Annotated in this window: 14 protein-coding genes; 4 read left to right on the top strand and 10 right to left on the bottom strand. The window is 65.1% G+C overall.

Translation table 11 applies throughout. The features are described 5' to 3' along the window. Window positions 1–72 precede the first annotated feature (72 nt). Window positions 73–1449, top strand: a complete 1377-nt coding sequence (locus tag HB724_RS12020; protein ID WP_213981180.1) for an amino acid permease — start codon at window positions 73–75, stop codon at window positions 1447–1449. A gap of 6 nt (window positions 1450–1455) precedes the next feature. Here the strand turns inward: HB724_RS12020 and HB724_RS12015 are convergent, their stop codons facing one another. The 3 genes from HB724_RS12015 to HB724_RS12005 all read right to left on the bottom strand — a co-directional run bounded on the left by HB724_RS12015 (window position 1456) and on the right by HB724_RS12005 (window position 5466). After that, window positions 1456–2628, bottom strand: a complete 1173-nt coding sequence (locus tag HB724_RS12015; RefSeq protein WP_346344721.1) for a pyridoxal phosphate-dependent aminotransferase — start codon at window positions 2626–2628, stop codon at window positions 1456–1458. 64 nt (window positions 2629–2692) lie between these two features. Further along, window positions 2693–4075: an amidohydrolase family protein gene (locus HB724_RS12010; RefSeq protein ID WP_213981179.1), complete on the bottom strand. Its 1383-nt coding sequence runs from the start codon at window positions 4073–4075 to the stop codon at window positions 2693–2695. After that, on the bottom strand, window positions 4072–5466 hold the full coding sequence (locus tag HB724_RS12005; protein ID WP_213981178.1) for an amidohydrolase family protein: 1395 nt from the start codon (window positions 5464–5466) through the stop codon (window positions 4072–4074). The genes HB724_RS12010 and HB724_RS12005 overlap by 4 nt, the downstream gene beginning before the upstream one ends. 142 nt (window positions 5467–5608) lie before the next feature. Between HB724_RS12005 and HB724_RS12000 the strand changes: the two genes are divergently transcribed. Continuing rightward, window positions 5609–6730: an aminotransferase class V-fold PLP-dependent enzyme gene (locus tag HB724_RS12000; RefSeq protein ID WP_213981177.1), complete on the top strand. Its 1122-nt coding sequence runs from the start codon at window positions 5609–5611 to the stop codon at window positions 6728–6730. A 3-nt stretch (window positions 6731–6733) separates the two neighbouring features. Here the strand turns inward: HB724_RS12000 and HB724_RS11995 are convergent, their stop codons facing one another. Next, window positions 6734–7807 (bottom strand): cupin domain-containing protein, encoded by a 1074-nt coding sequence (locus HB724_RS11995; protein WP_213981176.1) that lies wholly within the window; start codon window positions 7805–7807, stop codon window positions 6734–6736. A 6-nt stretch (window positions 7808–7813) separates the two neighbouring features. Then, the gene (locus tag HB724_RS11990; RefSeq protein ID WP_256731477.1) at window positions 7814–8374 is read right to left on the bottom strand and encodes a MarR family transcriptional regulator; all 561 of its coding nucleotides are present in this window, start codon (window positions 8372–8374) and stop codon (window positions 7814–7816) included. Window positions 8375–8733: 359 nt separating this feature from the next. Between HB724_RS11990 and HB724_RS11985 the strand changes: the two genes are divergently transcribed. Continuing rightward, window positions 8734–11703: a TonB-dependent receptor gene (locus HB724_RS11985; protein WP_213981175.1), complete on the top strand. Its 2970-nt coding sequence runs from the start codon at window positions 8734–8736 to the stop codon at window positions 11701–11703. Between the two features lie 105 nt (window positions 11704–11808). Here HB724_RS11985 and HB724_RS11980 read toward each other — a convergent pair whose 3' ends face one another. From HB724_RS11980 to HB724_RS11965, 4 genes are read right to left on the bottom strand one after another with little or no spacing between them, the layout of a single operon-like run. Next, the gene (locus HB724_RS11980; RefSeq protein WP_213981174.1) at window positions 11809–13611 is read right to left on the bottom strand and encodes a tetratricopeptide repeat protein; all 1803 of its coding nucleotides are present in this window, start codon (window positions 13609–13611) and stop codon (window positions 11809–11811) included. Between the two features lie 15 nt (window positions 13612–13626). Then, the gene (locus HB724_RS11975; RefSeq protein ID WP_213981173.1) at window positions 13627–15150 is read right to left on the bottom strand and encodes an indolepyruvate oxidoreductase subunit beta family protein; all 1524 of its coding nucleotides are present in this window, start codon (window positions 15148–15150) and stop codon (window positions 13627–13629) included. 2 nt (window positions 15151–15152) lie between these two features. After that, window positions 15153–17279: an indolepyruvate ferredoxin oxidoreductase subunit alpha gene (locus HB724_RS11970; protein WP_213981172.1), complete on the bottom strand. Its 2127-nt coding sequence runs from the start codon at window positions 17277–17279 to the stop codon at window positions 15153–15155. Between the two features lie 4 nt (window positions 17280–17283). Continuing rightward, a complete protein-coding gene (locus HB724_RS11965) occupies window positions 17284–18063 on the bottom strand; it encodes a cyclase family protein (RefSeq protein WP_213981171.1) in 780 nt (259 codons plus the stop codon). A gap of 121 nt (window positions 18064–18184) precedes the next feature. On the opposite strand from HB724_RS11965, the gene HB724_RS11960 reads away from it, so the two are divergent. Beyond that, the gene (locus tag HB724_RS11960; protein WP_213981170.1) at window positions 18185–18685 is read left to right on the top strand and encodes a MarR family transcriptional regulator; all 501 of its coding nucleotides are present in this window, start codon (window positions 18185–18187) and stop codon (window positions 18683–18685) included. 3 nt (window positions 18686–18688) lie between these two features. Here the strand turns inward: HB724_RS11960 and HB724_RS11955 are convergent, their stop codons facing one another. Beyond that, the gene (locus HB724_RS11955) at window positions 18689–19864 is read right to left on the bottom strand and encodes an acyl-CoA dehydrogenase (RefSeq protein WP_346344720.1); all 1176 of its coding nucleotides are present in this window, start codon (window positions 19862–19864) and stop codon (window positions 18689–18691) included. Window positions 19865–19871: the final 7 nt, after the last annotated feature.

Below are 19871 nucleotides of genomic sequence, written 5' to 3'. Positions count from 1 at the left end.
TTAAACTAATTGCGGCGGCGGCAACCGGTGTTATCGATAGGCGAAGCCGCATCGAAGAGCCGGAGGTCGCGCATGCAGGAACAGGAAATCGCCGAACGCGAACAGGGGCTCGCCAAGGGGCTCGGCAAGGCGCAGATCGTGATGATCGGCCTGGGGGGCGCGATCGGCACCGGCCTGTTCATGGGCAGCGGCATCGCGATCAACTATGCCGGCCCGGCGGTGGTGCTCAGCTATCTGATCGCCGGCTTCGCCGCGGTGGTGATGGTGCTCAGCCTTTCCGAGATGGCGGTGATGCATCCGAGCGCGGGATCGTTCGGCACCTATGCCGAAACCTATCTCAATCCCTGGGCGGGCTTCATGGTCCGCTACACTTATTGGATGGCGCAGGTGATCGCGATCGGCGGCGAGGCTGTGGCCGCTGGCGTATATATGACCTACTGGTTCCCGGACGTGCCGATCTGGGCCTGGTCGCTCGGTTTCGCCTTCATCCTGCTTTACGTGAATTCGCGCTCGGTGAGCGATTTCGGTACGTTCGAATATTGGTTCGCCTTCATCAAGGTGGCGGCGATCGTGCTGTTCATCCTGCTCGGCCTGAGCGCGATCTTCGGCGTGGGCATGAAGCCGGTTGGCTTCCACAATCTCGTCGGCCTGCCCGGCGGCTTCATGCCCAACGGCTTTTGGGGCGTTTGGATGGGGGTGCTGATCGGCATCTTCTCGTTCGTCGGGATCGAAGTGATCGCTGTCACCTCGGGCGAGACCCGCGAGCCGGAAAAGGCGATCCCGGCGGCGCTGCGGACCATGGCGGTGCGGCTGCTCCTCTTTTACGTGCTCGCGCTCACCATCGTGGTCAGCTTCGTCCCCTGGACCGAATCCGGCGCGAAGGTGGTCGCGCAAAGCCCGTTCGTCCGCGTGCTCGCCTATAGCGGCATCGCCCATGCCGCGGGGATCATGAACTTCGTGGTGGTCAGCGCGGCGCTCTCCAGCATGAACACCAACATCTATCTCTGCTCGCGTATGCTGTTTTCCCTCTCACGCGGCCGCTATGCACCGGCCTTTCTCGGCCGGTTGAGCCCGAACGGTACGCCGGTCGCGGCGATCCTGGTGTCAGGGGCCTGCATCCTGCTCTCGGCGGGCCTCTCCAAGCTCACGCCGCTTGCGTATAATTATCTGTTCGGCATCGCGATCTTTGGCGCGATCATCGTGTGGATGACGATATTGCTCAGCCATCTGAGCTTCCGCCGGCGCCACAAGGCGGAGGATCTGAAGGTCCGGATGCCGTTCTTTCCCTATATGCAGATCGCCGGGCTGGTGCTGCTTGCGGCGATCCTGATCACCATGGGGCTCGATACGCAGTTCTGGAACATCGCGTGGATCGTCGGCGTGCCCTGGCTGGCGCTGATCTCGCTGGCCTATCTGGTGTGGAGGCGCGCGAACCGGGCGAGCGCCTGAGGTAGTTCAGGCGAGCGTATTGAAGAAGCGGCTGAGCCGGGTAATCGCCTCGTCCAGTTCCGCGTGGGTGACCGAGCCGAAGCAGAGCCGGAGATAACCTTCGCCGGCCGCGCCGTAAAAGCTGCCCGCTTCCACTACCACGCGTGCTTCCTCGAGCAGCGCATCGGCCAGCGCTTGCGAGGAGCGACCGGTTCCTCGCACGTCCGGAAAGGCATAGATCGTGCCCTCGGGCGGCGCGCAGCGCACGCCCGGCATCTGGTTCAATGCGCGGACCAGCAGGTCGCGCTTGCCCTGATCATCCGCCACCATTTCCGCCGCATCGCCATCGCCCGCCGTCACCGCGGCAAGGCCGCCAGATTGGATGAAGGTGTTGACGTGGGTCGCATCGTTGGCGGTGATCTTCATCAGGCCCGGCATCAGCGCGGCGTCGGCGGCGAGATAGCCGAGCCGCCAGCCGTCCATCGCGTGCGACTTGGTGAAGGCAAACATCGAGACGGTGCGATCGCGCATGCCCGGCAGCGAAGCGATGCTGGTGTGCCGCCGGTCGTCGAAAGTGATGAATTCATAGACTTCGTCGGAAACGACGAACAGATCGTGCCGGATGGCGACGTCGGCCAGCGCCATCAGCTCGTCGGGCGAATAGACGCGCCCGGTGGGATTGCACGGGTTGACCAGCACGATCATCTTGGTGCGTGGAGTGATCGCCGCCTCGAGCCAGTCGGCGCGGATCGAGAAGCCGGCCTCTGCATCGAGCGGAACGGTGACGACCGTGCCCCCGGCCAGCTCGATCTTGCCGAGATGCTGGGGATAATAGGGTTCAAGCAGGATCACTTCGTCGCCGGGATCGACCAGCGCCAGGAAGGCTGCGAACGACGCGTGGGTAAGACCATTGGTGACCAGCACTTCGCCGGGCGAATAATCGAGCCCGTTGAACGCAGTCAGCTTGTTCGCCAGTGCGGCGCGAAACTCGGGCTCGCCCTGCAGGTCGCCATAATGGACCTTGCCGGCACGGAGTGCGGCGATCGCCGCGTCCTTGATGTGCTGCGGCGTGTCGTGGATCGGCTTGCCGAGTTCGAGATGGATCAGATCGTCGCCCGCAGGCCCCAGCGCGGCGGCGCGGGCGTACATGCCGAAGCTCTTCTTCGACGTTTCAGTAATGCGGCGTGCGAGCTTGGGCACGAAAAATCCTTGCGGAAAACAGGGTGGGCCACGTCCTTGGGCTGAGGACGTGGCCCGGAAAACGTCAGGGTTGGGTACGGCGCAGCGGACGCTTTCCGCCGCCGAGAGGCAGCTTGTCCTCATCGATGAGCTGACCGGCCTTCATCACCCAGACGATCTGCTTGGCATTGTTGACGTCTGCGGTCGGATCGGCGTTGAGGAGCACCATATCGGCATATTTGCCGGGCTCGATCGATCCCAGCACATCGTCCTTGCCGAGATGCTTGGCGCCGTTGAGAGTCGCCATGACGACGATCTTCCTGGCGGGCACACCGGCCGCCTGCATCAGCTCCATCTCGCGATGTACCGCCGGCCCGATGGTCTGGTCGGTCGCGATGGCGACCACGCCGCCCGCGGCATCGATCTTGCGCATGTTCTCCTGCGCGATCGGCGTCATCAGCTTCATCCACCAGGTCCAGCCGCGATCCTTCCACGCCGGTGCGGTCTTGTTGCGCATCTCGGCGATCTCGGCTGCCGTGTACGAAGCCTGGTACAGCGGCTGATCGAGATATTCGGGATGCTCGACCAGCCGGCTATAGCCCTCGCCGATCGTCAGGGTCGTCGCCACCGGCATCTTCTTCGCCCCCATCAGCCTGGCGAATTCGTCGGTGATCGGACCCTGGATCACCGGATGGGCCAAGCTGTCGATCCCGGCGAAGATCGCCTCGGTCGCGCGCAACTCGCTCGAAGTATGCGCGGTGGTACGGATGCCATGGCGATTTGCCTCGAGAATGATCTCCTGCATCAGATCGAGCGGCAGCAGCGGGATCAGCGGACGCGTGCCCCAGCCATGTTCCTCGAGCGTGAGCTTGAGGATGTCCGGCTTCTGCTCCTCGAGATATTTGACCAGCTTGGGCTTGTCTTCGGTCCAGTTGTCGATGGAGAGGCCGCCGCTGTCGCCATGGCTGCCGGGATACGTCGCGATATAGCCGGTGGCGAAGATGCGCGGCGACAGGATCTTGCCCGCGCGCTCCTCGGCGCGAAGGCCGAAGATGTGCTCGGGCACATTGCCGGCGTCATAGACCGTGGTCACGCCCGAATAGAGATAGCTTGCCAGCGCCTGCAGCCCGGCAAGATGCGCACCCGCCGCGTCGAGCTTGGGTCCGCCCGCCGGCCCGCGCGCGCCCTTCAGATGGATGTGCACGTCCATCATGCCCGGCATCAGATACTTGCCCTTGGCGTCGATGTGCACGCCCGACACCTTCGGCGCGACCGAGGTCGGCGTGACGAAGGTGATCTTGCCCTTGTCGACGCCGATCGACATGCCGGTCTGGTTGGGCTGGCCGGTGCCGTCGACCAGCGTCACATTGTCGATGATATAGTCTTCGGCCATTGCCGGCGCGGCAAGAGCCAGGGCGATCGCGCTCGCGGCGATTCCCATGACGAAGCGTTTTGCGGTCCCGCTCATTCCTTGACCTCCTTGCCAGCCTGTTTGAAGACGATGCCGTCACGCATCACGAAATCGACATGCATCACCGCGCTGATGTCCGCGACGGGATCGGCGTCCAAGGCGATCACGTCCGCCGCCATGCCGGGATCGAGCCGGCCACGGTCCTTCAGGCCCGCTGCCTCCGCGGCATTGACCGTGCCGGTCTTGAGCGCTTCGACGTTGGTCATGCCGGCGTCGACATATTCCAGCATTTCCTGGGCATTGGTCCCGTGCGGCGCGATGCCGCTATCGGTGCCCAGCGCGATCTTGTTGCCGATCCTGATGGCGAGCCGCACCATCTTCTTGGGCTGGTCGCCCAGCTTGAACAGCTTGGCGAGGGAGTTGGGATTGAGGTTGCGCATCGGCCCCTTCATCACCTGCTCCGGTGTCGTCCCGACATAGCTGATCGGCCAGACCGTGGGGATAATGTAGGTTCCGTGCGCCTTTGCGAGCCGCAGGCTTTCCTCGTCCGCCCACATCGCGTGCTCGATCGAGTCGTAGCCGGCGCGGATCGCGGCATCGATGCCCGCCTTGCCGTGCGCATGGGTGGTCACCTTGCGCCCCATCGAATGCCCGGCATCGGCAATGGCCTTCAGCTCTTCATCGGTGAACTGCTGCTCGGTTCCGGCGTCCGAAGGATCGAGCACGCCTCCCGTGACGTGCACCTTGATCACATCCGCGCCCAGCTTGATCTGGTTGCGCGTGGCACGGCGGCAATCGTCCGCACCATCGCAGACGTTCGGATTGCTGAGAGCCTCGGCGTCCAGAAACGCGGACTTGAGATTATGTGAGTCGCCATGGCCGTTCGTAGGACTGATTCCCTGGCCGGCGGCGATGATCTTCGGACCCGGCACGAGGCCGAAGCTGATCGCGTCACGCAATGCAAAGATCGCCCCGTTGGGCGCGCCGAGATCGCGAATGGTGGTGAAGCCGGCCTGCAGCGTGACCGAAGCGTTGGCGGCGCCGTTCAGCGCGAAAAACGCATCTTCTTCGCGCATCGCGAAGCCGCCCTGCCTGCTCAGCATGCCGCTGCCGGTGATATGGACATGAAGGTCCATGAAACCCGGTAGGACGAACTTCGAGGTGAGGTCGATCACCGGGGCGGTGGCCGGCAGGCCGAGCTCGGCGGGGCTCAGATAGCCCTTGCGTACCGACTCGATCTTGCCGTCGCGGGTGACCAGCGTGGCCTGGGTCAGGACCGGCTTGCCCGGTTCCGTCATCAGCTTGCCGGCGTGGATCACGGTGGGCACAGCGACTCGCGGACTAGGCTGCGCAGGCTGGCCGGGCTCGACAATGCGTTGGGCCAGTGCCGGCGTGCTTAGCGCGGTGGCGAGGAGCAGGCCGGTGGGTAGAAGGCAGGACAAGCGCATCGAAGGAGCCCCCTTTTTTTGGCAATCCACCGGTTCGGCGGAATTGCTATAAACTTAAAATAATTCTATAAGCGCGAGAATGTCCAGCCTCGATTCCGCACCTGCACAAGAAACTTTGGAAACCCGCTTCAGCGAGGTACGCATGCGCTTTGCTGCGCTGCCACGGCTCGCCTATCTCAACAGCGGTTCCTACGGGCTGCTGGCGGACAGCGTTCAGGCGGCGATCCACGATTATATGGCGTGGCGGATCGAAGTGGGCGCGGACTGGGACGCCTGGGTGGAGCGCTCCTTTGCCTTTGGCGGCAAGCTGGCCCGGCTGATCGGCGCCGAGCCGGACGAGATCGCGGTCACCGGTTCCGCCTCTTCGGGAATCAATTCGCTCGCCAGCGCGCTCGACTTCTCCGGCCCGCGAAACCGGGTGCTGGTCAGCAACTATGAATTCCCGACCAGCGGCCAGATCTGGCACGCGCAGGCGCCGCGCGGCGCGGTGGTGCAGCACATCGAGGAAGACGGAGATCGCCGCATCCCGCTGGAGCATTTCGAGCGGGCGATCGACGAGCGCACCGCCGTCGTCGCGCTGTCGCGTGTCTGCTATCGCCACGGCGGCCGGCTGCTCGATGAGGAAGTGCGCGAAATCGTGAAGATGGCGCACCGCCATGGCGCCCTCGTCATCCTCGATTGCTTCCAGTCGCTCGGCGCAGAGACGATCGACGTGAAGGCGCTCGGCGTCGATTTCGTCGTCGGCGGCACGTATAAATATCTGCTCGGCACTGCCGGGATCGGTTATTTCTATGCGCGGCGCGAACTGATCGGAAAGCTGGTGCCGACGATGAGCGGCTGGTTCGCGCAGGAGCGGATCGGCGCGATGAGCATCTTCGAGAACGAGCCGAGCCACACGGCGTCCCGCTTCCAGGCGGGCACGCCACCGGTGCTGCCTTGCTATGCCTCGGATGCCGGCCTCGGAATGATCCTGGAACTGGGTCCGCAGGCAATCGAGGCACAGGTGAACGCGCTGACGGCGCTCGCCCTGGAACGTTTCGCCGAACAGGGCTTCCAGATCGCCACGCCGATCGCGGCGCACGGGCCGATGATCGCGATACGCTCGACCGATGCCGACGCGCTGGTGCGCCGGCTGATCGAGCGCCAGATCGTCACGTCGCACCGCGACGGCAATCTCCGCGCCGGCTTCCACTTCTACAATGACGCGGGCGATCTCGATCGGCTGATCGGCGCGCTCAACGACAATCGCGAGCTGCTCGCGTAAGACCTAATAGTTGATGCCCGGGTTGTCGCCCGGATGGATCACGCCGACCACGTCCATTCCGTCGGGATGCGTGCATTCCAGCGAATGCGCCTGTTTGCGCGGCAGGAACAGCACGTCGCCGGCGGCTATCGGCGCGCAGCTTTCGTCGTTCCAGACGATCCCCGCGCCGGACAGGATGATCAGCGCCTCTTCGTAAAGGTGCCGGTGCATCTCCGCGCGTGACGGCGGGATATGGCCGATGAACTGCGCGGCGTCGGTCGATCCCACGCTCTTGTCGACCAGCATCTGGAAATAGCGCGGCCCCATCTCCGAACGCTGGGCTTCGTCCACTCCGCGCACGCGATCGGGATGACGCTCGTCGAAATTCGTCGGCATGGTGTCCAGCGTGTCGAGCGCTTCCGCTGCGGGCAGCGCCGATACGAACAGGACCATCGGGCGATCCGCGGTCAGTCGAAAGGCCTCTCCCGCACGCACATGCGCGCCGTCCGACTCGGCCAGTGCGAAGGGCCGGCCGGAAATCTCGACTTGTCCTTCGCCCTTGGCGACGAACAGGATGACGCTGCGATCGCCCGCGGCGAGGACGGGTGAATTGCCCGATCCCAGTTCCATATAGAATTGCGACTGATGCTGCGCGCCAAGCGAGGGCGCGATGATCTTGCGGATCCAGAAGCCCGGTGCCCGCGGCCGGGTCGTGGCGGGCGCGACGACATAGCATTGCGCGTCGAGCTGCCGCACGCCGTCCGCAGTGGATTCGGCACGGCGAAGCGCGGCACGGTGTTCATCGCTGCGGTCGTCGCCGCGATAGCCGCCGGGCAGGTTGCTGTGCGTGCCGTCGCAAAAGGGCGGGGTGCCGGTGTGCTTGCAGCCGCATAGCAGCACTTCCTCCGGTTCGTCGCCGACGGTGTAGAGCATCGGTTCGAAACCGGTGCCCAGGTGCGAACGGCCGTCGCAATAGGGCTGGCGCTTCGATCGGCCGCATTTGCACCAGGCAATCGTCCGTCCGGCCCGCAACTCGCAATAATAGGGCTTGAGGCTTGCGATTACCGGTTCGGACGTGGGTTCGGGAAGCGTCGCCACGATCGTTCAGCTCCGTTCTGCGCTGGCCGCGAGCGATTCCTTGAGCTCGGCCAACAGCGCATAGAGCTGCTGGCTGTGATCGGCCTTCATGCCGGCGAACATCGATGCGATCCAATGGTGGTGCTCGGTCGCCACTTCGCGGAAATGCGTGCGTCCCGAATCGGTGATCTGCACCAGCCACGAGCGCCGATCATTTGGATCGCGGTGCATTTCCAGATAGCCGAGGCTCTGCAGCTGGCGCGCCAGCGCCGTGAGATTGGCGTTGGTGACGAGCAACGCTTGTGAAAGCTCGCCCATCATCATCCCTTCGCTGCGGCGATCGAGCGCGGCGAGTACATCGAAGCGCGGGAGCGTGGTGTCGAATTCTTCCGCGAGCCTGCGGCGGACACGCTTTTCGATCGTCATGGAACAGGTCAGCAGCCGCAGCCAGAGTCGAACGGCCGCCGGTTCGGAAACCGCGTCCTCGTGCTTTTCCGCCAACGTGCCGGGCGAATCGACGAGAATCGGCTCCATGCTCTGCGTGCTCAAACTGTCTCTCCTCCGATTTTGACAGGCCGCGTGCGGCATTCCTCAAACCGAACGAATCGGTGCGTTGTGATGGCGTTCCTCTATCTGAATCTGACAGATTTTTTAAACTTAAAAGAATTCTCTTGCGCGGTGCGGCAGATAGTTTATACATAAAGTATCTCGCGAATAGAGGGCTCAGCCCCGTCGCGGAATAAGGGGAGCATCGTTGCATGAGCCTCATTGCAGACCGAGAATGCGGCCTGTGGGCCGGGTCTAGACCCGCCCGTCGCAACTCGCTTCGCTGGACCAGGATCGCCTCGCGGTGGCCCCGGCACAGTGCCCCACTTCGTCTCGCAGGACCGGAACAACCAGAGAAAATGCGTCGGGAGGGGCGTGAGCGAATTCGAGGGGACTGAGACATGAGGACGAAGACGAATATCAGCGGGCGCGCGCGGTTCCTGACCGGTGTCGCCACCACGCTACTGATTGCGGGCCTTGCGGCCCCTGCCTACGCCCAGACTGCGGATGCGGTGCCTGAACAGGAAACGCCCCAGGAAGGCGAAGCGATCGTCGTGACGGGTTCACGCATCGCGACCTCGGCACTCACCGCCGCAAATCCGATCTCGCAGGTCTCTTCAGAAGAGTTTCTGCTGAGCAGTTCGGCGACTGCGGAAAATCTGCTCAACACGCTGCCACAGGTCGTGCCGGGCGAATCCGGCTTCACCAACAATGAGAGCAGCGGCGTCGCCACCGTGAACCTTCGCGGTCTTGGTGAGCAGCGCAACCTCGTGCTGGTCAACGGCCGCCGCTACATCTTCTTCGATGCGCGCCAGGTGACCGATCTGAACACCGTGCCCACCGGGCTGGTCGATCGCGTCGAACTGGTTACCGGCGGCTCCTCCGCCGTCTATGGCTCCGACGCGGTCAGTGGCGTGGTGAACTTCATCCTCAAGAAGGACTTCGAGGGGCTCGAGCTCACCGGCCAATATGACATCACCGCGGCCGGCGATGCGGGCAAGATGAATTTCGACGGCATCGTCGGCGGCAATTTCGCCGACGATCGCGGCAACGCCACCGTCTATTTCAACTATTTCAAGCGCGATCCGCTCAAGGCCGACGCGCGCGACCGCTCGGCCTGCTTCCTTGAAGATACGGTCATCAACGGCGTGCCTTCGCTTCAGTGCGGCGGTAGCGCGGGCATTCCCAACGGTCGTTTCGCGGGTCTTCCGCTGGGCGCCCAGTTGGCCGCGCGTCCCCAGGTGGTCTCCGCGCTCGCCGCGCTCGGCCTCAGCAACGTCGACGCGAACGGCTTCAAATTCGACGATACCGGCACTCAGGTCAGCCCCTTCGTGGCGCCAGGCGATCGCTATAATTTCAATCCGGACAATTATCTCCAATTGCCCCAGGAGCGCCGGATCATCGGCGCGATGGCCAATTACAAGGTAAGCGAGGGTATCGAAGCCTATTTCGAAGGCATCTATACCAACAACATCGTCGATACCCAGTTTGCGGCGACCCCGGTCAGCGGCAGCTATCGCCTGCAGGTCAACAGCCCCTTCCTGACGGCTGGCATGCAGAATCTGCTGCGCGCGCTCGACGAGACCGAGACGACCGCGGCCACGCGGAACGACGGCTTCACCACGCTCAGCGTCGGCCGCCGTATCGAGGAAGGCGGGGTTCGCACCTCCACGTTCGAACGCAACGCATGGCGGGTAGTCGGCGGCCTGCGCGGCGATCTCGGATCGGTGAGCGACTCCTTCCTGAAAAACCTCAAATACGACGCCTATTATTCCTATGCTCGCACCCGGAACGTCACAAATTCCGAAGGCGTGATCCTGTCGGCCGCGTTCGCTCAGGGTGTAACGACCGTGTTCCGCAATCCGACCACCGGCGCCACCAGCCCGTTTCCGTTCGCAGGTGTGGCGGGCGGCGGCACGCTGGTCTGCGAGAACAGCGCCAATGGCTGCGTCCCGCTCAACATCTTCGGCCCTAACATCTCTCCGGAGGGCATCGCGTTCATAACGGGCCGTACCACGAGCAGCGAGGAAGCGGAGATGCAGGTCGCGACCGGCGTCGTCACCGGTACGCTGTTCGATCTGCCGGCAGGTCCGCTGGGTTTCGCTGCGGGCGTCGAGTGGCGTGACGTCTCCGCCTTCTTCATTCCCTCCCAAGGCGGCATCGGGGATGTCGGCGTGGTCTCGGGCGGCGGCTATAATGTGAAGGAGATCTTCGGCGAGGTGCGGGTGCCCGTTATCGACGGGCTCGAGCTCAACGGCGCCTTTCGCTACTCCGACTATTCCCTCGGCAATATCGGTGGCGTCTGGACCTATGGCGGGGGCGCGACCTACCAGGTCATTCCCCAGCTGATGCTGCGTGCGCAATATCAGCGCGCGGTCCGTGCCCCGAGTGTGGACGAGCTCTATCGCTCGCAGTCGGGTCTGTCGGAAGCGGCGACCGATCCGTGCGCGCTTGCCAGCGCGGCCAGCGACTCCACGATCCGCGGGCTCTGCATCGCCACCGGCGTTCCGGAAGCCGCGATCGGCAGCTCGGGTGTCCAACCGAGCTTCCAGCTTCGCGGCGTCGTCGGCGGCAATCCGGATCTCACGGAGGAAACCACCGATACCTACACGCTGGGCGCGGTATTCCAGCCGATCCGGAACATGAGCGTCACGCTCGATTACTATAACATCGCCATCAACGACGCGATCTTCCGCGCACCGCTCCAGAGCGTGCTGGATCTCTGCTATAACGTCTTCCAGGATGCCGACAGTTTCTACTGCAAATCGGTGGTCCGCCTGCCTGACGGTACGATCGGCAACCCGGGCGGCATCAACGCGCCGTTCGACAATATCGGCTCGATCAAGACGGACGGCATCGATGCCAGTGCCTCCTACCGTTTCGACGTCAGCAGGCTGATCGGGGGCAACAGCAGCTTCTCGGTTGCCGGGTCGCTGAACTGGCTGAACCGGTTCGATCGTAACCCGGTGGCGGCGATCTCCAGCCTGACCATCAAGTGCGCAGGCGCATTCGGCCTGTCATGCAGCGAACCTCTGCCCACCTGGAAGGGCACGGGCCGGGCGACGCTGAAGTACAACAACCTCAGCGTCAGCCTGCGGTATCGCTATATCGGCGCGGTTACCGATGACCGTGTCACGCGCGGCATCAACACCGAGGCCCAGCTTGCCGTGCCGGTGATCCACCCCGAGCATTATTTCGATCTGTCGATGAACTGGGACGTCAAGCCCTTCTCGGTGTTCGGCGGCGTGGTGAACATGTTCGACAACCACCAGCAGCTGCTCGGCAGCTCGCAGGAACAGCTCAACACCTTCCCGAGCACCTACGACCCGCTCGGCATCCGGTTCTTCGCCGGTATCAAACTCAAGCTCTGAACCCTCGGCCCTGCTTCGAAGCAAAAGCTGAAACAGGGCACGCCGGCCCGCTCCCCACGTCGGGGAAGCGGGCCGGCTTTCATTTCAGGTTGCCGGAAACGACGCTCAGTCCGGAACCACGTCGAAGGCGATGGTGGTGCGGAAGGCGTCGTCGTCGAACGGATAGGTGCCGTGATAGAAATAGGAGGGGAACAGCACCAGCTTCCCCACTTCCGGCCGGATCGCTTTCGCCACCTGTTCGCGCGGTCCCAGCCCCAGGCCCGTCTCGCCGAACTTGATCCAGCCCTGCCGCTGGTCCTCGCGCGCCACCGAAGGCGGCAGGCCGACATAATAGCAGGAGCTGATCCACCCTTCCGAATGAAGATGGTTGAGGTGGAATCCCTGCCTGCGCAGCCGCACCGACCAGGAGCCGGCGACGCGGAAGCCGGCGCCGCGGCGACCCGTGAAGACATGATCCGGATCGTCGGGCAGCGCCGCGATATAGTCGCGCACCGCATCCTCGATCATGCGCCGCACCGCCTGGATCTCCGGCTCGGGCCGGTCGAACAGTTCGCCCATCGTCTGGGTGCCGCCACGCAACGTCTGCTCCAGCGGGTGGCGGCTGGTCAGGTGGCGAGAGGCGAGCACCGATTCCAGCCGCTGGTTGAACTGCTCGACATTGCCCCATTCGGCGGGCGGGGTCAGGATGCGGCCTTGCACGAACCGCTCATAATCGTTGAGGCGCGCTGCACGCGGATCATCGAGAAAGCGCCAGGCGAGACCCTGATACGCGATTGCCTGCTGGTCGAACGGCGCCCGTGCCCGCACGGGCGCGATTGCGTCCAGTGCTTCGCCATAGCGTTCGAGCAGGATCAGTCCGCGCGCCAGTTCGAGGCAGGGCGCATCGCTCGCCGGTTCCGCGTCGATCGCCGCGCGGAAATGATCGAGCGCGGGCTCGATCGCGCCCAGCGCCGCTTTCGCCTGGCCGAGCCGCTCGCGGATCGATGCGGTATCCACACCCCGCGCGATCGCGCCCTCGAGCAACGCCGCTGCCTCATCTGCCCGCCCGCCCAGGCTCAGCCGATTGGCCAGGTCGGCGATCAGTCCGGCATCGGCTGGATCGCTGCGGATCGCATCCACATAGGAAGCGAGATAGCGGGAGTCGCCGGTCTCCCAATAGAGCCGGTTGAGCGAGTCGTGCGCGTCGCGATAGCCGGGCGCCCGTTCGAGCGCTTCGCGATACGCCGCCCCGGCGGCGTCGAGCCGACCGAGATCATACTGGCAATGGCCGAGATTGTAGCGGATCTCCGCCGAGTTCGGATCGGCGGCGGCGCAGGCTTCCAGGATCCGCGCCGCCTCGCCGGCATCGCCGGAGAGGCGCAGCGCGACGGCGTAATTGTGCAGCGTCGGTACATGGTTTGGGCGGCCGGCCAGCGAGGTACGAAAAGCGGTCAGCGCCTCGTCCAGCCGGCCGAGCCCGCGCAGTGCCCGGCCGAGCGCCGACCAGGCCTTCGCGCTTCGCGGATCGGCGCGGACGGCAAGTTCCAGCGCGTCGCGTGCCGGCGCGGGAGCGCCTGCTGCGAGATGCGCAAGGCCGAGATTGGTCAGCGCCTCGCCATAGCCGGGCTGTAGCCGCACCGCTTCCCGATAGGCTTCGATCGCCTCTTCGGTGCGGCCAAGGTCGAGCAGCGCATTGCCCAGATTGTTGAGCACATGCGGCTGTCCCGGCCGCGTGCGGAGCGACTGGCGGAACAGTTCGGCGGCACGGGCATGGTCGCGTTGGCCACGCGCGATCATGCCGAGCAGCTGGAGTGCGTCGGGCTCGTTGGGTGCAACGGCGAGGATACGGCCAAGCAGCGCGCCCGCGGCTTCAGCCTGCCCCGCGCGGAGCAGTGCCATCGCCTGCGCGAGCGCTTCCTCGATCCTCATCGCCTCCGTGCCTGATCAGCCCTGCCGATAGCTGTTCACCGAGCCCGCCGCCAGATCGGCAAACATGGCGTCGAGCGCCTTGCCTTCGTCGTCGGCCAGCGCGGCTTCGCGCAGGCGGCGAACCGTAGCACCGGCATCCGGCCGGCCCGCAAGCCCTGGCCATGCCGCGACGATCCGCTCGAAATTGCCGAGCCCGCGTTCGAACGTGTCGCTATATCCCTTGATAAGCCGCTGACAGGCAACGAGTTCGACTGCGGCGGTGACGTCGGTCTCGGCGGTCTGCCGCACCAGCGCGAGCCAGTTCTCGATTCGCTCCTGTTCGATGCGATAGCGCAAAGTGCCCCGCCGCCAGCGACGCATGCCTGCGACCAGGCTCAGCATAGCGAACCAGCGCAGGCTGCTCGTGCGTACCCGCCGGCCCTTGCTGAACCAGCGGCGCAGCCAGGCGGTGAGATTCGGCCGCGCCAGCACCCAGCCGCCGATGCCGGCGGGCAGCGTCTCGCAGACTTCCTCGATGCGCGGGTGCATATATTCGACGATGGCGAGCGGCTGGTCCGGCTCGGCGCGTACCTCGTCGCGCACGCGGGCGAAGCGGCTGGCACGCACCTTCAGATCGGCGACGCGGATCGTATCTTCATAGCTCATCCACAGTGCCAGGTGGCGTGCGGTCTCGCGTGTCAGCCGCGACCCGTCGCGTCCGTCGTCGCGCGCGCGGATCCCGGCGAGGCGATCGAGGTAGAGCCCGGCATAGGCGTGATCCTGATAGTCGGACAGGCGCCGCACACCCTCGATCGCGAAGCCGTGTGCCTGCTCGGGTAGTTCGGCGCGGATGCGGCGCAGCAGCGCGCGCCCCGCTTCGGTGGTGGGTTCGGGTGGGACCGTCTCGGCGCGCGCCGCCTCGGTTTCGGCGATGGCTGCGGCATAGCCGGCGGAGAAGGCGGCCAGGTTCGATCCCACCGCCTTGCCGCCCGAGCGGATCGCCTCCTCGAACGTTTCGCGCGGGAAGGGCAGTGCGTCGCTTGCGGCCAGCGCGCCGAGCATCACCGAACTTATCAGGCTGCCGGAGCGCTTGGCGACTGCGTCCATATCGAAGCCGATGAACCGCTTCGCGCGTTCGTTCGCCGCGGCCAGGATGCGTTCCCCGCTCGCGCGCCCGTCGCCCATCGCCGTCTTCTCGTCGATCGCATAGACGCGGTGCGTGGAACCGATCAGCGTGGTGCGGTCCTTCGACACGAAGCCTCGCAGGATCGCGCGGCCGGTCTCCATCAGCTCGGAAGCGATCACCAGATCGACATCGCCCGGCAACGGCATCAGCGCCAGCACCGGTTCCTGGTTGGCGCGGGCCTGACCCGGAAAGAGCTCGATATAATAGACGGTGGCGCCGGTGCGCTGGGCGACGCCCGGTACCGAGGTGCCCTGGCCGCGATAGCCCTGCGTCGCAGCGACATCGAGGATCCAGTCGGCGAGCACGCCGCCGCCCTCGCCGCCGAGTGCGAGCACTGCGATCGTGATCCGCTGCCGGTCGTCGGTTGCCGCCATGCTCAAAACGCCCGCTTCGCGGTGGCGCGCTCGCCGCGGCGCTGCATCGCGCCGATCAGCCAGCGCCGCGAACGGTCGCGGAAGCGATCCCAGCGGTTCGGGTTGAACACGATCTCGGCCTTGTAGAAGGAGGGGCAGAGCACCGCGGCGTGGCTCACTTCGCCGCACACGCCGCAGCCTACGCAGCTATTGTCGACGTGCGCGATCGGATCCTGGCGCAGCGGATCGGGATTGGGCTTGATCGTGAGCGAAGGGCAGCCCGACAGCCGGATGCAGCTATGGTCGCCGGTGCAGGTATCGGGATCGACGCCAAAGCGTTCGCGCACCACCCGCTGTCCGGACTTGATCGCCTTCTGCATCGCCGGGCGCACGCGGCGCTGGCGGTTGAGCTGGCATTCGGACTGGGCGATGATGACCTTCGGCCCGGCTTCCTTGCTGGTCAGCGCCTCGCGCAGGGTGTCGCGCATCTTCGCCACGTCATAGGTTCGCGTCAGCGTCTTCACCCATTCGGCGCCGATGCCGCGCACTGCCTGCTCGATCGGATGCTTGGTGCGCCGTACCGCATTGTCCGCGCGCGAGGAGAGGATGTCCTGTCCGCCGGTTGCCGCCGAATAGCCGTTGTCGACGATCACCGTGACGGTATCGTCCTTATTGAACACGGCGTTGCCGATGCCGGAGGTCAGGCCGTTATGCCAGAAGCCGCCATCGCCCATCACCGCGATCGCCCGCTTGCCGCGCGACTTGAACGCAGAGGCGCCGGCGGTGCCCAGGCCATAGCCCATCGTCGTGTTGCCGATGTGGAAGGGCGGCAGGATCGAGAAAAGGTGGCAGCCGATATCGGCGGAGACGTGGAATTGCCCCAGCTCCTTCTGCACCAGCTTCATCGCGGAGAAGATCGGCCGCTCGGGGCAGCCGGTGCACAGGCCCGCGGGGCGCTGCGGCACGTCGGACGGCGCGATCGGCAGGGGGCTGGGCGGAGATGCCGCGGCGGGGGCGAGCGCGGGCGCCCAGGCGCGCAGGAACTCGACGACGCCCTGTTTCAGCACCGCGCCGCTATATTCGCCGGCGCGGGGCAGCACGGCCTTGCCGACGACCTGGGTCTGCAGATCGGCGCGGCGCACCAGCGTATTGAGCTCATGCTCGATGAATTCGGGCTGGCCTTCCTCGATCACCAGCACCGCGCGCTTGCCCGTGCAGAAATCGCGCACCTCCTCGGGGATCAGCGGATAGGTGACGTTGAGGACATAGACCGGCAGCCGGGCATTGCCATAGGCGTCCGAGAGATCGAGCAGTTCGAGCGCGCGGTTGAGCGTGTTGAACAAGCCGCCCTGGACGATGATGCCGACTTCGCCCTCCGCCGCGCCGAACCATTCGTTGAGCCGTTGTTCGCGGACATAGCGAAGCGCCGCCGGCCAGCGGCGTTCGACCTTCTCGACCTCGTGGAGGAAGTTGGCGGGCGGCAGCACGATCCGGCTCAGGTCGCGGGTCGGGTTCTCCGCGGCCTCGCCGACAGTGAGCGGCGGACGTTTGTTGTCGCGCGCCACGAAGCTGCCGGTCTGGTGGCAACCGCGCACGCGCAACTCCAGCATTACCGGCGTGTTCGAGGCTTCGGAAAGCTCGAAAGCCTTGTCGACTAGATCGACGATCAGCGCATGGCTGGGCCGGGGGTCGAGCAGCCACATCTGCGATTTCATCGCAAAGGCGTGGCTGCGCTCCTGCATGATCGAGGAGCCTTCGCCATAATCCTCGCCGACAATCACCAGCGCCCCACCGGTGACGCCACCCGATGCGACGTTGGACAGTGCGTCGGAAGCGACGTTGGTGCCGACGACCGATTTCCAGGCCACCGCGCCGCGCAGCGGATAATTGACCGACGCCGCCAGCATCGCCGCGGCGGAGGCCTCGCTCGCGCTTGCCTCGAAATGCACGCCGAGCTCCTGCATCAGCGTATTGGCGTCGGCGAACACGTCCATCAGATGGCTGATCGGTGATCCCTGATAACCGCCGACATAGGCGACGCCCGCCTGGAGCAGCGCCTTGGTAACGGCCAATATGCCTTCGCCGTGGAAGATCTCGCCATCGCCCAGCCGGAGCTGCTTGACCTCGGCCGCGAACGAGCGCTCCGCCATCGCGTCAGCCGGCCACGAAGGCGAGCACGCGCAACGGGCTGCCGGAGCCGTCGGCGATCTTGAGCGGCGAGGCGATCACCACCGAACCGGTCGGCGGCAACTGGTCGAGATTGGTCAGGCACTGGAGCCCGTAGCGGCCAGCGCCGTGGAACAGGCCATGGGCAGGGTAGGGGGGATTCAGCAGATGCGCCTGGCCCGCATCGGTGCCGATCGTCTCCACGCCGAAGCCATGCGCATCGCGATCCGTGACCAGGAATTGCACCGCTTCCACCGAAGGGCCCGGCGTATGGGCGCCGTCCTCCTTGCGGTTCACATAATCCTCGACCGAGCGCTTGGACCAGTCGGTGCGCAGCAATACCCAGTTGCGCGGCGGAATGCGGCCATGTTCCGCTTCCCATGCCTCGATATCGGCGACGGTAAGCAGGTAATCGGGATCGGCAGCGGCCTTTTCCGATACGTCGATCACCACTGCGGGGGCGACGAATTCGGCCGGGTCGATCGTGTCGAGTGCATTCTGCGGCAGATCCTTGCCGGTCACCCAGTGGATCGGCGCGTCGAAATGCGTGCCCGTATGCTCGCCGACGGTGAAGTTGTTCCAATACCAGGCGACGCCGCGCTCGTCGTAGCGCGAGATTTCCTCCTGGCTGAAACCGGCGCACTGGCCGAACTCGGGCGGCAGCACGAGCGTGGGCGTGTCAGGCGACAATGTCTGGGTGAGATCGACCGTGCGGATCGATCCCGCGGCCACGCCGGTGGCAAAAGCTTGCAACGCATCGGCAACCATCGTTCGTCTCCCGTCCCTGGAGTGATATTTTATGTCCGGAGAAGTTTGCATTTGCAAACAATTCGGTCAAGAGGCGAAACTGCGCTTGGGCGAAAGGCGCTGCGGCGCTAGGGAAAAGACGATGGAGAGCGATCCGAGAGAGCTGGCCGACCCGGGCACGCCGGCGTTCCAGGTGGACAAATATCCGTTCTACCTGCTGAACCGGCTGGTCAGCCGCTACAATCTGGTGATCGAAGCCCAGCTAAGGACGATCGGCCTGGATATCCCCTATTGGCGGGTGCTGATGGTGCTGGGGCAGCAATCGCCGCGTGCCGTCGGCCAGCTTGCCGAGGCGGCGGTGATTCCGGTGTCGACGATGACGCGTATCGTCCAGCGCATGGCTGCGGCCGGACTGATCTGTTCGGCGCCGCTCGAAAGCGACAATCGCGTCATCGAAGTGGCGTTGACCGAGGCGGGCCGTGCCAAGCTGTCCGAGGCGCGCGCGCTTACCGCTCCCGTCTATGCGCAGGTCATCCGGGGCTTTTCGATCCAGCAGTTCGAAGCGCTCACTGCCAGCCTTGGCGCGCTTCACGACAATCTTGCCGACCTGGTCCCGGTGCGAAAACGCGGCGGGGCAGTCTAGACGTCAGAAAGCGGGAATGCCGGTGATCGCGCGACCGAGGATCAGGGCATGGACGTCGTGCGTGCCTTCATAGGTATTGACGGTCTCGAGGTTCATTGCGTGGCGTATGACTTGGAACGCGGCGGAGATGCCGTTGCCGCCGTGCATGTCGCGCGCGGTGCGGGCGATATCGAGCGCCTTGCCGACATTGTTGCGCTTGACGATCGAGACCATCTCGGGCGCGAACCGGCCCTCGTTCATCAGCCGCCCGACGCGTAGCGACGCCTGCAGGCCGAGCGCGATGTCGGTTTCCATGTCGGCCAGCTTCTTCTGGTAGAGCTGGGTGGCGGCGAGCGGGCGCCCGAACTGGTGGCGATCCAGGCCATATCGGCGCGCGGCATGGAAGCAGAACTCGGCTGCTCCGAGCGCGCCCCAGCTGATCCCGTAGCGCGCACGATTGAGGCAGGAGAAGGGGCCTTTGAGCCCTTGCACATCGGGCAGCAGTGCGCCTTCGGGCACCTCGACATCGTCCATCACGACCATGCCGGTGATCGAAGCGCGAAGGCTCAGCTTGCCCTCGATCCTGGGTGCCGAGAGCCCCTTCATGCCGCGGTCGAGCACGAAGCCGCGGATCGCGCCGCCATGCGCATCGGACTTCGCCCAGACGACGAACACGTCGGCGATGGGGGAATTGGAGATCCAGGTCTTGGTGCCGGCCAGGCGATAGCCGCCGTCGATCTTCGCGGCGCGGGTGCGCATGCCGCTCGGGTCCGATCCCGCATCGGGCTCGGTCAGGCCGAAGCAGCCGATCCATTCGCCGCTCGCCAGCCTGGGCAAATAGCGCTGCTTCTGCGCTTCCGATCCGAACGCATGGATCGGATACATGACCAGGCTCGACTGGACGCTCATCATCGAGCGATAGCCGGAGTCGACGCGTTCCACTTCGCGCGCGATCAGGCCATAGGCGACATAGGACGCACCGACGCCGCCATAGCTTTCCGGGATCGTCGGGCCGAGCAGGCCGAGCACGCCCATCTCGCGGAAGATCTCGGGATCGGTGACTTCGCTGGCGAAGGCATCGATGATGCGCGGCGCCAGCCGATCCTGAGCATAGGCGCGCGCGGTGTCGCGGATCATCCGCTCATCGTCATCGAGCTGATCCTCGAGCAGGAGCGGATCGGCCCAGTCGAAATGCTGCACGGGTATC

Source organism: Sphingomonas sp. dw_22 (assembly GCF_018449795.1).
Taxonomy (GTDB): domain Bacteria; phylum Pseudomonadota; class Alphaproteobacteria; order Sphingomonadales; family Sphingomonadaceae; genus Sphingomonas.
The sequence above is the reverse complement of the archived record's forward strand: the minus strand, read 5'-3'. Positions and strand labels throughout refer to the sequence as shown.

Bases quoted from the DNA above. Each gene is read 5' to 3' on its own strand.
- HB724_RS12020 (WP_213981180.1), top strand. From the start codon at position 73: ATGCAGGAACAGGAAATCGCCGAACGCGAACAGGGGCTCGCCAAGGGG.
- HB724_RS12010 (WP_213981179.1), bottom strand. From the start codon at position 4,075: ATGAGCGGGACCGCAAAACGCTTCGTCATGGGAATCGCCGCGAGCGCG.
- HB724_RS12005 (WP_213981178.1), bottom strand. From the start codon at position 5,466: ATGCGCTTGTCCTGCCTTCTACCCACCGGCCTGCTCCTCGCCACCGCG.
- HB724_RS12000 (WP_213981177.1), top strand. From the start codon at position 5,609: ATGCGCTTTGCTGCGCTGCCACGGCTCGCCTATCTCAACAGCGGTTCC.
- HB724_RS11990 (WP_256731477.1), bottom strand. From the start codon at position 8,374: ATGCCGCACGCGGCCTGTCAAAATCGGAGGAGAGACAGTTTGAGCACG.
- HB724_RS11985 (WP_213981175.1), top strand. From the start codon at position 8,734: ATGAGGACGAAGACGAATATCAGCGGGCGCGCGCGGTTCCTGACCGGT.
- HB724_RS11980 (WP_213981174.1), bottom strand. From the start codon at position 13,611: ATGAGGATCGAGGAAGCGCTCGCGCAGGCGATGGCACTGCTCCGCGCG.
- HB724_RS11975 (WP_213981173.1), bottom strand. From the start codon at position 15,150: ATGGCGGCAACCGACGACCGGCAGCGGATCACGATCGCAGTGCTCGCA.
- HB724_RS11970 (WP_213981172.1), bottom strand. From the start codon at position 17,279: ATGGCGGAGCGCTCGTTCGCGGCCGAGGTCAAGCAGCTCCGGCTGGGC.
- HB724_RS11965 (WP_213981171.1), bottom strand. From the start codon at position 18,063: ATGGTTGCCGATGCGTTGCAAGCTTTTGCCACCGGCGTGGCCGCGGGA.
- HB724_RS11960 (WP_213981170.1), top strand. From the start codon at position 18,185: ATGGAGAGCGATCCGAGAGAGCTGGCCGACCCGGGCACGCCGGCGTTC.